This is a genomic window from Kitasatospora brasiliensis, assembly GCF_032654805.1.
Taxonomy (GTDB): Bacteria; Actinomycetota; Actinomycetes; order Streptomycetales; family Streptomycetaceae; genus Kitasatospora; species Kitasatospora brasiliensis.
In genome coordinates this window covers 241106-254674 of record NZ_JAUOOW010000010.1, presented here as the reverse complement: position 1 = coordinate 254674, position 13569 = coordinate 241106, and the positions used below count along the sequence as shown (strand labels likewise).

General features: G+C 72.6%; 9 protein-coding genes. 3 read left to right on the top strand and 6 right to left on the bottom strand.

Translation table 11 applies throughout. The features are described from left to right. Nucleotides 1–508 precede the first annotated feature (508 nt). The 3 genes from QWJ13_RS32750 to QWJ13_RS32740 all read right to left on the bottom strand — a co-directional run bounded on the left by QWJ13_RS32750 (nucleotide 509) and on the right by QWJ13_RS32740 (nucleotide 3968). Entirely contained in the window at nucleotides 509–1183 is a 675-nt protein-coding gene (locus tag QWJ13_RS32750; protein WP_316529163.1) for a nucleoside/nucleotide kinase family protein, read from the bottom strand. A 13-nt stretch (nucleotides 1184–1196) separates the two neighbouring features. Further along, entirely contained in the window at nucleotides 1197–2153 is a 957-nt protein-coding gene (locus tag QWJ13_RS32745) for a S66 peptidase family protein (protein ID WP_316529162.1), read from the bottom strand. Between the two features lie 240 nt (nucleotides 2154–2393). Further along, nucleotides 2394–3968 (bottom strand): APC family permease, encoded by a 1575-nt coding sequence (locus QWJ13_RS32740; RefSeq protein WP_316529273.1) that lies wholly within the window; start codon nucleotides 3966–3968, stop codon nucleotides 2394–2396. Nucleotides 3969–4299: 331 nt separating this feature from the next. On the opposite strand from QWJ13_RS32740, the gene QWJ13_RS32735 reads away from it, so the two are divergent. Together QWJ13_RS32735 and QWJ13_RS32730 are read left to right on the top strand one after the other, a co-directional pair. Next, entirely contained in the window at nucleotides 4300–5418 is a 1119-nt protein-coding gene (locus tag QWJ13_RS32735; RefSeq protein WP_432277651.1) for an ABC transporter substrate-binding protein, read from the top strand. A gap of 847 nt (nucleotides 5419–6265) precedes the next feature. Continuing rightward, nucleotides 6266–6709, top strand: coding sequence for a hypothetical protein (locus QWJ13_RS32730; RefSeq protein WP_316529158.1), 444 nt, complete (start codon nucleotides 6266–6268; stop codon nucleotides 6707–6709). A 34-nt stretch (nucleotides 6710–6743) separates the two neighbouring features. Here the strand turns inward: QWJ13_RS32730 and QWJ13_RS32725 are convergent, their stop codons facing one another. Further along, the gene (locus QWJ13_RS32725) at nucleotides 6744–7277 is read right to left on the bottom strand and encodes an NUDIX hydrolase (RefSeq protein WP_316529157.1); all 534 of its coding nucleotides are present in this window, start codon (nucleotides 7275–7277) and stop codon (nucleotides 6744–6746) included. Between the two features lie 149 nt (nucleotides 7278–7426). Between QWJ13_RS32725 and QWJ13_RS32720 the strand changes: the two genes are divergently transcribed. Next, entirely contained in the window at nucleotides 7427–8392 is a 966-nt protein-coding gene (locus QWJ13_RS32720; RefSeq protein ID WP_316529156.1) for an ATP-grasp domain-containing protein, read from the top strand. Nucleotides 8393–8458: 66 nt separating this feature from the next. Here the strand turns inward: QWJ13_RS32720 and QWJ13_RS32715 are convergent, their stop codons facing one another. Both QWJ13_RS32715 and QWJ13_RS32710 read right to left on the bottom strand, forming a co-directional pair. Then, nucleotides 8459–12469: an ABC transporter ATP-binding protein gene (locus tag QWJ13_RS32715; RefSeq protein ID WP_316529154.1), complete on the bottom strand. Its 4011-nt coding sequence runs from the start codon at nucleotides 12467–12469 to the stop codon at nucleotides 8459–8461. 380 nt (nucleotides 12470–12849) lie between these two features. Then, a complete protein-coding gene (locus QWJ13_RS32710) occupies nucleotides 12850–13530 on the bottom strand; it encodes a TetR/AcrR family transcriptional regulator (protein ID WP_316529152.1) in 681 nt (226 codons plus the stop codon). Nucleotides 13531–13569 lie beyond the last annotated feature (39 nt).

The following is a 13569-nucleotide window of genomic DNA, read 5'->3' as shown; positions in this document are numbered from 1 at the left end:
ACACCCGCGTTGAGCGGCACGGCAACCACCGGAATAGGGCGGCCCCGCGCACTGCGTCCTCGCTAGTGTTTTACTTCAAAAGGAATCTCCAACCCCAGGAAACCTGAGGCCGGGGATGTCAACATATCTGGCGTTGACTTTTGGCACGCTGTTGAGTTCTCAAGGAACGGACGCTTCCTTCGGACTGCCTTCCAGCAGGCCCTCCGGGCTTCGTTCTTTCGTGTTCCCAGCTTATCAGATGTTTTCCGCTCCGTTTCCGGGGCTTCGTTCATCCAACTCGCCGGTGTCTTCCGGGGCTTGACGCCCTGTCCGACGTTTCAAACTCTAGCCGATCCCCGCTCCGAAAAGCGAATCCAGCCGCAATCCGATAAACGCACACACCGAATAAGCACCAGGCCGCGACGCGAAAAGCGAAAACGACCGGCACGAACCGGAAGTGGTGTTTCAAGGGATTGGCCGCTCCGGGACCGTCCGCGCCGATGCGTGTCCGGTGCTCCCTGCCGAGCGACTAGAGAACACTACCCCTGTCCGGGGTCGCACGCAAACCCGTCCCGGAGACGATCCGGGTGCAGAGTGCCCGGCCGGGCTTCACGTACTCGCCGTTGGGGTGGTCGTTGCCGGTGACCCAGTGGCGGGCGGTGGCCTCGTCGCGGCCGCCGACGCGGTGGCGTCGGAGCAGGCGCTCCTCCCGGACGGCGTCGTCGGTGTGCACGTACCAGAGTTCGCGCAGCACTCGGCGGGCGTCCGGCCAGGGGGCGTCGGCGGAGGCGAGGTAGTTGCCCTCCGTGATGACGAGCCGGGTATAGGGGCGGACCACGTGGCGGGCGGCGACCGGTTCGTCCAGGGTGCGGTCGAAGTCCGGCACATAGATGTCCTGGAAGCGGTCGGCGGCGATGCGGCGCAGCAGGGCGACGTAGCCGTGGGCGTCGAAGGTGGCCGGGGCGCCCTTGCGGTGGGTCAGGCCGAGGCGGTCGAGCTGGGTGCCCGAGAGGTGGAAGCCGTCGAGCGGGACGTAGGCGGCGGTGCCGGGGCCTTCGGTGCGCTCGACCTCGGCGACCAGGTGGCGGGCCAGGGTGGACTTGCCGGCGCCGGGCGGGCCGGCGAGTCCGAGGATCGTCCGGGCGTTGCTGCCCGGGCCGCGGAGGAAGCCGAGGGCAAGGGCGGTGAGGCGGTCCTCGTTCATGGCCGCACCTTACTCAGCGGTGGGCGAGGGCGGGCACGTCCAGGGTGAGGGTGCCGGCGTCGGCGTCGAGCACGGCGGGGACGCCGAGCGGGACGGTGAGGGTGGACGGGCAGTGGCCGAAGCCCAGCTCCCAGAGCACGGGGACGCCGAGCCCGCCGAGCCGGTCGCGCATCACGTCCCGGACCCGCTCGGGCCGTCCGCACCCCTCCCAGGAGCCGAGGGCCAGGCCGGCCACGCCGTCGAGGGCGCCGGAGCGCAGGAGCTGGGTGAGCAGGCGATCGAGTTGGTAGGGGTGCTCGTTCACGTCTTCGAGCAGCAGGATGCTGCCCTCGTACGAGGGCCGGGCGGCGGGCGTGCCCCGCTCGGCGGTGAGGACGTGGAGGCAGCCGCCGGCCGTGATGCCCCGGGCCCGGCCGGGGACGAGCGGGGCGGCGGTGGGCGAGGTGAGGACGGTGGTGGCGGCCGGGTCGAAGAGGGTGCGGCGGAGGTGTTCGGCGGTCGGGCCGTCGGAGTGGAAGGAGACCCCGGCGGCCAGCGGTCCGTACAGGGTGGCGAGGCCGAGGCGCTGGGCGAAGGCCTCATGCAGGGAGCTGACGTCGCTGAAGCCGATGAAGGGCTTGGGCCGGGCGGCGCGCATCGCGGTCCAGTCGAGCAGGTCGGCCATGCGGTGCACGCCGTATCCGCCGCGGGCGCAGATGACGGCGTCGACGGTGGGGTCGAGCCAGGCGGACTGGAGGTCGGACGCGCGGTCGGCGTCGGTGCCGGCCAGGTAGCCGAGGGCCGGATGGGTGTCGAGGACGTGCGGGGCGATGGTGACGCGCAGCCCCCAGGAGCGGAGGATCTCGCAGCCGGCGGCGAGGCGGTCGGGGTCGATGGGGCCGCTGGGGGCGACGACGGCGATGTGGTCGCCGGGCAGGAGGTGCGGAGGGCGGGTCAGCCGCTGGTCGGGTGCGGTCGGTTGCTGGTCCATGGGCCGGGCCACCTTTCGGGCGCGGGCGCGGGCGCGGAAGAGGAACGAGGAACGGGGGAGGAAGAGGGGGGATGCCGGGGTCACGGCCGCGTCGTGGTCGCGACCGCCCGGTGACGATATGCCCCGTGCTCGACCGGCCGATGTCCCCCTCCCTTCCTGTGGGAGGGGAAAACGCGGCAGGGCCGTCCACGATGGACGGCCCTGCCGTTGGTGCGCCGCACGCGCCCGAAGGTCGCGGTGTCAGTCCTCCACGATCAGCGCCGGGGTGTCCTTGTGCAGCGTCTCGCCGCGGAAGAACTCCGGCCGGATGACGCTGTACCAGGTCATCAGAGCGGCGCCGAGCAGCAGGATGCCGACGCCGATCACGAAGACCGAGCCGATGCCGAAGACCGAACCACTGCCGTAGTCGGGGGCCCAGGCGTCGGTGAGGGTCTGGAGGAAGACCCCGGTGAGCAGCACCCCGCCGAGGAGCGGGGCGACGCCCTTGAGCAGCAGGTCGCGCACACCGGTGCGGAGCGAACGGCGGAAGTACCAGGCGCAGGCGAAGGCGGTCAGCGCGTAGTAGAAGCAGATCATCAGACCAAGCGCCAGGATGGTGTCCTGGACGACGTTCTCGCTGATCAGGCTCATGCCCACGTAGAAGACCGCGGTGGCGATGCCCGCCGCCACGGTGGCGTAGCCGGGGGTGCGGAAGCGCGGGTGGACGGCGCCGAAGCGCGGCGGCACGGCCCGGTAGGCGCTCATCGCGAGCAGAGTGCGGGCCACCGGGATGAAGGTGGTCTGGAGGCTGGCGGCGGCGCTGGCGACGACGGCCAGGAAGAGCAGGATGCTCCACGGCGAGCCGAGCACCGGACGGGCCAGCGCGGCGAAGACGTTGTCGGCGGTGGCCGGGTTGCCGAGGCCGTTGCCGGTGCGGCCGACGCCCGCGAACATCTGGGAGGCGATCGCGACCAGCAGGTACGAGCCGACCAGGGTGACCATGGAGATCATCGCGGCACGGCCGGGGGTCTTGGCGCTGCCCATCGTCTCCTCGTTCATGGTGAGGCAGGTGTCCCAGCCCCAGTACATGAAGATCGACAGCGACAGCCCGGCGGTGAAGGCGCTGAACGAGCTGACCTCCAGCGGGTTGAGCCAGGAGAACGAGAAGCCGATCGAGTCGGGGAGGTCCCCGGCGACGGCCTTGCCGATGGCGATGGCGGAGAAGAGCAGCAGCACGGCCAGCTGCAGGCCGACCAGGCTGTACTGGAACCACTTGGTGGCGGTCATCCCCCGGTAGCTCATCGCGGTGGCGCCGGCGATCAGCAGGACCACGGTGAGCAGGTGCACGGCCTTGTTCTGGTCGAGTTCGGTGACCCAGCTGCTGCCGGTCATCTCCCCGAGCATCAGGTACAGGAAGTCGGTCGCGACCCCGGCCAGGTTGGAGAGCACGATGATGGTCGCCACCGTCAGACCCCAGCCGGCCATCCAGCCGACCCGGGGGCCGAAGGCCCGCACGCCCCAGGTGAAGGACGTCCCGCAGTCCGGGAAGTCCTTGTTCAGCTCCTTGTACGCGAACGCGACGAGCAGCATCGGCAGGAAGCCCGCCAGGAACACCGCGGGCATCTGGACGCCGACCGCGGTCACGGTCGGACCGAGTGTCGCCGTCAGGCAGTAGACCGGGGCGACTGTCGAGACGCCCAGCACCACACTGCTCAACAGGCCTACGGAACCGCCCCGTAGACCCTTGTCCCCCGCTCCCCCAGCGGTCCCCTGATCCGCGGGGACTCCACCACTGATGCCACTGACCGGGGCACCCTGCGGAGCGCCGGGCGCCATTGCCCGGCCGCTGCTCGTGTGCTCTGAGAGCTGCTGATCAAACACCAGCGCACCCTAGATGCGGGCGTGGAAGGTTGAGTAGACCAACCCTTGGTGATCTAAACCACGTGCTTCGATTCGTTCCCCTGGAGCCCGCCAGGGGTGGTGGTTTAACGGCCCGTTAACCCATGTACCTTTGTTTCAAAGGAGTTGAGCCAAGAAAATTTCACCCTTTTGCCAAGGTTTGCCACGGTTTGCCCCTCCGGCACGCAGGGGCCTGGGCCCGCGCCCCGAGTCAGATAGGTTTGCCTAACCTAATCTCGACTCGTCAAAGGAGCGCCGCGTGCCCCCCATCTCCGACGACCAGGCCCTCGCCCCCCGCACGCCCAGCCGCCGCCGGTTGCTCAGCGCGGGGCTCGCCGGCGGAGCGGTGATCGGCCTCGGCGCACTGCTCACCGGCTGCGGCAGCTCGGGCGGCAACGACGGCACGGGCGGCGGCACGGGCGGCAGCGGCGGCTCGACCCCGGCCGGAGGCGGCTCCTCCCCGGACCAGAAGTCGGTCAAGCAGGGCGGCGAGGACTACGCCACCGTGATCGAGAGGATGAAGGGCTTCGGCACCGACGCCGCCCCCGGCGTCTACCCGCGCACCGTCCGGCACGCGATGGGCGAGACCGTCGTCCCGGCCAAGCCCACCCGGGTCGTGGTGCTGGACACCGGTGAACTCGACAACGTCGTCGCCCTCGGCATCCAGCCGGTCGGCGTCGTGCACGCCGACGCCTCCAAGTCCCTGCCGTCCTACCTCAAGGACAAAGCCGGCAGCCCGGCCGCCGTCGGCACCATCAACAGCCTCAACCTGGAAGCGATCGCCGCGCTGAAGCCGGACCTGATCCTGGGCAGCCAGCTGCGGGCCCAGGACCAGTACGCCCAGCTGTCCAAGATCGCGCCGACCGTCTTCTCACTGCGGCCCGGCTACCCCTGGAAGCAGAACTTCCTGCTCAACGCGAGTGCCTTCGGGTTGGAGGCCGAGGCCCGGGCGCAGCTCGACGCGTACCAGGCCGCCGCCGCGGCGATCGGTGCGAAGCTCGGCGACAAGCGGCCCGGCATCACGCCGCTGCGGTTCATGCCGGGCCGGACCCGGCTCTACGCCGAGCTCTCCTTCATCGGCACCATCCTCACCGACGTCCCGCTGCCGCAGCCCGAGATCGAGCGGGTCAAGGAGCTCGCGGTGGAGGTCAGCCCGGAGCAGATCGACAAGGCCGACGCCGACTGGATCTTCTACGGCGTGTACGGCAGCCCCAGCTCGACCAACCAGGACGCGGTGCTGGGTGGCGCGCTCTGGAAGACGCTCGGTGCGGTCAAGTCCGGTCAGGCTCGACCGGTTTCGGATGAGACCTGGTTCCTCGGGCTCGGTGTGATGGCGGCGAACGCGGTGCTCGCCGACCTCAAGGGGTTCGTCGCGCCCGGGAGTTGAGCCGTGCCGGCAGGTCGGGGGCAGGGCGGGCACGGGGCGGGCACGGGCCCGCGAAGGGTGTGGGACGCCGTTTCGGTCGAGTGACAACGGGGTTCGCCTACCGCTGCTTTGGGCGATTCCGAGGCGATTCGAGGCGGTCCCGAAGCGGCCACGAAGCGACCCCTCGGCAGTGTCGCGGCGGATGTCGCGGTGGGATCACCCACACCATCGGGGACGACGCTTGGAGCTGGGTCGCGTGGTGCGGGAGGATCATCGGAACCGTTCCCCGAAGGGCTCGCAGATGACCTCGATCCACTCCTCCGTAACCGACCCGTCCCTGCCCGGCGCGCCCGGCTCACCCGGCTCGCCCGGGGAGAGCGCCGGGTCCTCGCCCCCGCCCGCCGTGGCCGGCCGGCCCGCCGTGGCCGTTTCGGTGTGTTCGATCGCCACCGTCGCCGAGCCCGCCTCGGCCGTGCCCGGTGCCCCGGACGGAACGACCCGCCGGAGCGGCGTCACGCGCCACGACTCGGTGCCGCGGCCACGCGGCCGGAACGACGCGGAGGCACCCGCCCTGCCCGTGCCCGGCCCCGTCAACGGACCGGACGAGGGCGGGTTCCCCCGGTTCCGGCCCACCGCCACTCCGTCGGAGCTCGGCCTTGCCGTACCGGCGCCGCGTTCGGCGCGCGAAGAACCGCGTTCCTTCGGGTCCCGGCGACCCTCGCCCTCGCGGCGACTGCGCCGGATCCACCCGCAGGCCGCCCGGAACGGGCAGGGGGCGACCGCACGGGAGACGGCCGCGACCGACCCGACCGGGACCGGCCTGCCGGGTGCCACCGCGTGGGCGGCGGAACCCACCGGGGCGGCGGAAGTGGCAGCGGTACCAACGCCGTCGTTCGCGAGCGGCGCCATCGACATCGGTCCTGATGTCGCCGACGCCGACGCCGACGCCGGCGACCCTGGCGCCGGGGCCTCGCGGGCCGAACCGCCGCTCGGCATCCTGATCGGCGGCAGCCCCGGCCCGGTCGAGGCCCTCGGCCGGCCGGAGGAGCGCGCGCCGGTCCGGGTGGTGGCCGAGCCGATCCGGGTCGGCCGCGGCACCTGTCTGGTGGTGCTGCCCTCCTGGCGTCCCGCCATCGCCGTCTCGGTGTCGACCGAGCAACTGTTGTCCGCGACCGGGCTCGGTTTCGAGCAACTGGTCGGCGCCCAGCTGACGGTGCTGATGAACCCGGGCGCACTGCACGACCGGGAGCTGGAGCTGCAGGGCTGGGAGTCCGGTCCGGCCGGGCGGTCCCGGCGCGGCGCGCGTTCCTGACCCGCGTCCGCGTCGGGGGCGTGCCCCGGCGGCTCTAACGGGCGGCCGGGGCGTTCGGGACGTATCCGAGGTCCACGGGCACCGGCGGCCGCCCGTCCACGGCCCAGCCCGCGCGGACCGCGTCCAGCAGTTCCGGCAGCGTCGGCGGCCAGAGCGCGTCGGCGTTCTCGTCGGCGAGGTCCGCCGGGGTCCACCAGCGCCAGTCGAGGATCCGGTCGACGGCGTGCGCCTCGCTGACGTCGCCGACCGGGCCGCGGTGCGGTCCACCGGTCAGGTAGATGTGCTCGTGCTGGCGGACCGGGGTGCCGTGCCAGGTGAAGTCGTGCTCCCAGGTGCAGAGCAGCGGGCCGGGTTCGAGGTCGCGCCAGCCGGTCTCCTCCCACAGTTCGCGGCGGGCGCCGTCCCATGGGGTCTCGCCCTGCTCCAGTCCACCGCCCGGCATGGTCCAGTGCACGCCGACCTCGCGGTTGTCCGAACGGAGCAGGAAGACCGAGCCGTTGTCGTCCAGGACCACCGTGCGGGCGGCCTGCCTCGGCTTGCGTGTGCGCGGTCGCAGCAGATTTCGCATCGGCTCACTCTCGCAGCGACCGCCCGGGGCGTCGAGGGGATCGGGCGCTCCGGTCGGATGCTCCGGTCGGGTGCTCGGGCCGAGTGCTCGGGCCCGCCGGTCGGCCGTGGCGGGCGCGTGGCCGGCCCGGCGGCCGTACCCTGACGGCCATGTCCGAACCCGCGATCATCTTCCCCGCCGATCCGCTCAACCCGCGCCGGCCCGACCCGCACTTCGCCTGGGAGGCCCGGATGCTGCGGGAGTTGGGCGGCGGACACCACCTGGTCGACCACGACGCGCTGCTCGCCGGGCGGGCCGAGGAGGCGGTCCGGCGGGTGCCGCGGGACAGCGGCCCGCTCTGGTACCGGGGTTGGATGCTGCCCTCCGCCCGGTACGCCGACTTCGCCGCGGCGCTCACCGCCCGTGGCGGCAACCTGCTGACCAGCGCACCGGGTTACGCGGCCGCCCATGAACTGCCCGGCTGGTACGGCGTGTTCGAGGGCGCGACCCCGGCCAGTGCGTGGATCCCGTCCGACGGACCGGTGGCGCCCGGGCCGCAGGAGCTGGCGCAGGCCGCGTCCCGGCTCGGCGGCCACGGGCCGGCGATCGTCAAGGACTACGTGAAGTCGCGCAAGCACGAGTGGCACGAGGCCTGCTACGTACCGGAGTTGGCTGATCTGACGGCCGTCGGCCGGGTGGTGGAACGGTTCGTCGAACTGCAGGGCGAGTTCCTGGCGGGCGGCGTGGTGCTGCGGCGGTACGAGGAGTTCGAGGGCGCGCATACGGACGCGGGCTCCGACGCGGGCTCCGGCCCGGACGGCGCGGACAGTACGGGTGGTCCAGGCGGTACGGACGGCGCGGGCGGGCGCGCCGTGGAGGCCCGGGTGTGGTGGCTGGACGGCCGGCCCGTCCTGGTCGGACCGCACCCCGATGCCCCGCGCCAGGCCGTCGAACCCGACCTCACCGACATCCGGGCGCTGGTCCGCAGGCTCGGCTGCCGCTTCGTGACCACCGACCTCGCCAGCCGGGCGGACGGCTCCGGCTGGCGAGTGGTCGAGGTCGGGGACGGGCAGGTGAGCGACCTGCCGCGCGGGATCGACGCCTCGGGACTGCTGGCGGCACTGATCGCCGCCTGACGGGCCCGTGCGACGGGCCGGGCGCGAGGACCCGTCAGGCGGCGTGCGAACCCGCGGTCGGCCGGCCTATCCGGCGGCGACGGTCTCGGTCGCCGGGTGGCCGTCCGCGATGAACGCCCGCCAGAGCCGGGCGTAGGTGCCGCCCCGGGCAAGCAGTTCGGTGTGGGTACCGTCCTCGACCACCCGACCGTGGTCCAGCACCACCACCCGATCGGCGCGTTCGGCGGTGGTCAGCCGGTGGGCGATGACCAGGGTGGTCCGGCCGCCGCTGAGCCGGTCCGCCGCCTGGTTGACCGCCGCCTCGGTGGCCAGGTCGAGGGCCGCGGTGGCCTCGTCGAGCAGCAGGACGTCCGGGTCGACCAGCTCGGCCCGGGCCAACGCGATCAGCTGGCGCTGGCCCGCCGAGAGGTTGCGCCCGCGGCCTGCCACCTCGTGGTCGTAGCCGCCCGAGAGCCGGACGATCATGTCGTGGGCGCCGACCGCCCGGGCCGCCGCCTCCACCTCGGCCGCCGAGGCCTCCGGGCGGCCGTACGCGATCGCCTCGCGGACCGTGCCCGCGAACAGGTACGCCTCCTGCGGCACCACGCCCAGGCGGTGGCGGTACTGCGCCAGGTCGTAGCGGGTGAGGTCGACCCCGTCCACCCGGACGGTGCCCTCCGTCGCGTCGTAGAACCGGGCGACCAGCTTCACCAGCGTCGACTTGCCGGCGCCGGTCTCGCCGACCAGCGCCACCGTCTGCCCGGCCGGAATGTGCAGGTCCACGCCGCTCAGCACGTTCGGGGCGCCGTCCGCGCCACCGTTGTAGGCGAAGCCGACCCCTTCGAAGGAGATCTCGCCGCGCAGCGGCTCGGCCACCGGCACCGGGTCGGCCGCCGCGGCGGTGGTGGTCGGGGTGCGCAGCAGTTCGCGGATGCGGCCGAGGCCCACCGAGGCCTGCTGGTAGCCGTCGAACACCTGGGACAGCTGGTTGACCGGCGCGAAGAACAGGTCGATGTAGAGCAGGTACGCGACCAGCGCACCGACCGTCAGCGTCCCGGCGTCGACCCGGGCGGCACCGACGATCAGTATCAGTGCGGCGGCCACGCTGGAGAGGAACTGGACGAACGGGAAGTACAGCGAGATGTAGAGCTGGGCGCGGACCCGGGCCTCGCGGTAGGCGATGCCGCGGGCCACGAAGCGGTCGGTGTTGGTGTCCAGGCGACGGAAGGCCTGGACGATCCGCATGCCGGCCACGTTCTCCTGGAGGTCGGCGTTGACGGCGCTGATCAGGTCGCGGGAGCGCTCGTACTGGTCCTTGGACTTTTTGCGGAACACCAGGGTGGCGATCACCAGCAGCGGCAGGACGGCGAAGACCACCAGGGCCAGGCCGGCGTCGATGATCAGCAGGGCGGCGAAGATCCCGGCGAAGGTCAGCAGGCTGACCACCGCGGTGACCATGCCGGTCTGGAGGAAGGAGGTCAGCGAGTCCAGGTCGGTGGTCATCCTGGTCATGATCCGGCCGGTCAGCTCGCGCTCGTAGTAGTCCAGGCCGAGCCGGTTGAGGTGGGCGAAGATCTTGAGCCGGAGCGTGTAGAGGACGCGTTCGCCGGTACGGCCGCTGACCCGGTTCTCGGCGCCCTGCACCATCCAGTCCAGCAGGACCACGACGAGTGCGGTGAGCGCGGCCACCGCGACGCCGGACATCAGGCCCTTGCGGACGCCCTCGTCGATGCCGTGCCGGATCAGCACCGGCAGCACCAGTCCGGCCGCCGCGTCCAGGGCGACCAGGAGGAGGGCGATGAGCAGCGGAGCGCGGAAGGGGCGCAGCAGGCGGCGCAGGGTGAAGTCGGGGTCGCCGGCCTCGGCCTCGGCGCGGGGGACGGCCGGGGCGTCGGCGGCCGGCGGGAGGGCGGCGACCTTGGCCAGCAGCTCGGGGTCGGCAGTGCGGGCGGCCTTGACCAGGGCAGGGGTGGGGAGGGCGGGTGCGGTCTCGGCGGCGGGCGGTGCCTGCTCGGGAGTCTCGCCGGAGGGGCCTTCGGAGGACTCTTCGGAGGACCGTTCGGGGCTCTGTCCGGCGGACTCTTCGGGGGCCGGGGGCTGGGTGGTGCGGCCGGCCTCGGGATCGGTGATCAGGGCCCGGTACTGGGGACATCGGGCTTCGAGTTCCTCGTGCGTACCGAGGTCCAGCAGCCGGCCGCCGTCCAGGACGGCGATCCGGTCGGCGAGCTGGAGGGTCGAGCGGCGGTGGGCGATCAGCAGCGTGGTGCGGCCGGTCATCACCGAGCGCAGCGCGTCGTGGATCTCCGCCTCGATCTGCGGGTCCACCGCCGAGGTCGCGTCGTCCAGCAGCAGGATCCGCGGGTCGGTGAGGATCGCCCGGGCCAGCGCGATGCGCTGGCGCTGGCCGCCGGACAGGGTCAGGCCCTGCTCGCCGACCTTGGTCTCGTACCCGTCCGGCAGCGCGCGGACGAACTCGTCGGCCTGGGCGGCGCGGGCGGCGGCGAACACCTGCTCGTCCGTGGCGTCCGGGCGGCCGTAGGCGATGTTGGTACGGACCGACTCGGAGAAGAGGAAGCTTTCCTCAGGGACGATGCCGACCGCCGAGCGGACCGAGTCCAAGGTGAGGTCGCGCAGGTCGTGGCCGTACAGGCGGACCGTCCCGGCGGCCGGGTCGTAGAAGCGGGGCACCAGCTGGGCCACCGTCGACTTGCCGGAGCCGGAGGCGCCGACCAGGGCGAGGGTCTCGCCGGGGGCAAGCTTCAGGCTGAGGCCGTGCAGGACGGGGGCGGGGTGCTCGGGGTCGTAGCGGAACTCGACCTGGTCGAACTCCAGGGCGACGTCGGGGGTGCGCGGGGCGACGGTGGCGGTGCCGTCCGGGGTGCGCGGGCCGACGGTGGCGGTGCCGTCCGCAGGGCCGTGGGGGGCGTCGGGAGCGAGGTCCAGGGTGAGGGCGTCCGGGCGCTCCTGGACCAGCGGGCGCTCGTCGATCAGTTGCAGGACCCGTTCGACGCCGGCCCTGGCCTGCTGGCCGACGGTGATGACCATGGTCAGCATCCGGACCGGGCCGGTCATCTGCGCGACGTAGGTGGAGAAGGCGACGAAGGTCCCGAGCGTGACCCGGCCGTCGACGGCCAGCCAGCCGCCGAAGGCCAGGACGCCGACCTGGGCGAGCGCCGGGATCGCCTGCATCGCCGGGTTGTAGCGGGCGTTGAGCCGGATCGAGCGGAGCCGGGCGGCGAAGAGGTTGCGGGAGGCCGTCTCCAGCTTGTCGAGCTCCTGCGCCTCCTGGCCGAAGCCCTTGACCACGCGGACGCCGCCGATCGCGCCGTCCACCACGCCCGCCACGGCGGCCGCCTCCTGCTGGGCGGCCCAGGTGGCGGGGAAGAGGCGCTTGCGGCTGAGCACTGAGACCCACCACAGGGCGGGGGCCATGACCAGGGCGATCAGGGTGAGCGGCGGGGACAGCCAGACCATCACGGCCAGCGACATGACGAACATCAGCAGGTAGCCGGTCATCATCGGCAGCATCGAGAGCAGGCCGTTGACCAGCTGGAGGTCGGAGGTCGCGCGCCCGATCACCTGGCCGGTGTCCAGCCGGTCCTGGCGGTGGCCGTCGAGTCGGCCGAGCGAGCGGAACAGGTCGCTGCGCATGTCGTGCTGGACGTCGACCGCGAGCTGGCCGCCGTAGTAGCGGCGGACCTGGGTGCAGCCGAAGACCACGAGGGCGGCCAGCAGCAGCACCACCGCCCACGGGGTCAGCGAGCGGGTGTGGGCGACGATGACGTCATCGATGATCAGCTTGGTGACCAGCGGCACCAGCGCGGTGACGGCCATGCCGAGGAGCGAGGCGCCGAAGGCCAGCAGCAGGCTGCGGCGGGACCGCCAGCTGTAGCCGACCAGGCGGCGCAGCCAGCCGGGCGGCTCGGCCGGCTCGGTAGTGGGTGCGGCGGGTGCGGCGGCCGTCTCGGCGTTGCCGGTCGGCGGCACGGCGTTGCCGGCCCCGGGCTGCGGGCTGTCGACGGGGACCCCCGGGGTCGGGCCGGGGGCCTGGGGGCCGCTCGGGGATTGCTCCACCGTGGATCCGTGAGTCTCGGGCATATTTAGGGATGCTAACCATTTCGTCGGGTGGCCGCCACGGCGTTGAGGACCCGGGTGGGTTCGGGTCGGACCGGGGCAGCCCGGATCGTCCGGTCCGGTGGACTGACCAACAGCCTGCGGCCTGCGGCGATTCCCGCAGCCACTCGCACGGCCTACTCTCCCCCGGCCACTTCCAGGGTCGCCGACGGCACTCGGGGCGCCCAGTGGCCAGGGGCGGGCGGGCGCCGTCCTTTGGGCCTAGGACCCGCATCGAGGTCTGGACTCGGCCCCTCGCAGGCTCCCGTTCGGACCCTCGCAGGCACCCGCTTGGCCCTGGACCCAGGCACCCGTTCGGCCCCGGACCCCGACACCCGTTCGGCCCCGGGCTCAGGGCTCAGGGCTCAGGGCTCAGGGCTCAGGGCTCCCGCAGGCGCCGAACCGTCGCCGGAGGCGGCGGCCGAGTCCGCGGCCGCCGCGAACGCGCCATGGGCGAGGGTGTGGAGCAGGGCGGCCATGCCGTCGCGCTGGAGGGCGGAGCGCTCACCCTGGTCGGGGTTGGGGCCGAGGCTGTGCGGGGTCGAGTTGATCAGCCCGAAGACGGCGTGCACGGTGGCGCGCGCCACCGGTTCGGCGGCGGGGTCGGCCAACGGCGGATAGGCCTGTCGGACCACGTCCACCCACAGCTCGACGTAGCCGCGCTGGAGCCGACGGACCGTACGCCGGTCCTCCTCCTTGAGATTCAGCAGCTCGCGGTCGTGCAGGGTGATCAGGTCCCGGTCGTTCAGGGCGAAGTCGACGTGGCCACCGATCAGCGCGTCCAGCGCGGCGACCGGACCGTCGCCGCCGCCCGCCCGGCGGCGCCCCTCCTCCAGCAGGCGCTCGCTGATGCCGATCAGCAGGTCCGCGAGCATGGCGTCCTTGCCCGCGAAGTGGCGGTAGAGCCCGGGGCCGCTGATTCCGACGGCCTTGCCGATCTCATCCACGCCCACACCGAGGAATCCCCGGGCGGCGAACAGCCTCGCGGCCTCCCGACGGATCTGGTCACGGCGCGGGAGTGCGGAGGCTGCGGGGACATTCGGCATGCCGTCCATCGTAGACAGTCGGGTTATCGGCCGTTAACC

Coding starts and splice junctions, on each gene's coding strand:
- QWJ13_RS32750 (WP_316529163.1), bottom strand. CDS start 1,183: ATGAACGAGGACCGCCTCACCGCCCTTGCCCTCGGCTTCCTCCGCGGC.
- QWJ13_RS32745 (WP_316529162.1), bottom strand. CDS start 2,153: ATGGACCAGCAACCGACCGCACCCGACCAGCGGCTGACCCGCCCTCCG.
- QWJ13_RS32740 (WP_316529273.1), bottom strand. CDS start 3,968: ATGGCGCCCGGCGCTCCGCAGGGTGCCCCGGTCAGTGGCATCAGTGGT.
- QWJ13_RS32725 (WP_316529157.1), bottom strand. CDS start 7,277: ATGCGAAATCTGCTGCGACCGCGCACACGCAAGCCGAGGCAGGCCGCC.
- QWJ13_RS32720 (WP_316529156.1), top strand. CDS start 7,427: ATGTCCGAACCCGCGATCATCTTCCCCGCCGATCCGCTCAACCCGCGC.
- QWJ13_RS32715 (WP_316529154.1), bottom strand. CDS start 12,469: ATGCCCGAGACTCACGGATCCACGGTGGAGCAATCCCCGAGCGGCCCC.
- QWJ13_RS32710 (WP_316529152.1), bottom strand. CDS start 13,530: ATGCCGAATGTCCCCGCAGCCTCCGCACTCCCGCGCCGTGACCAGATC.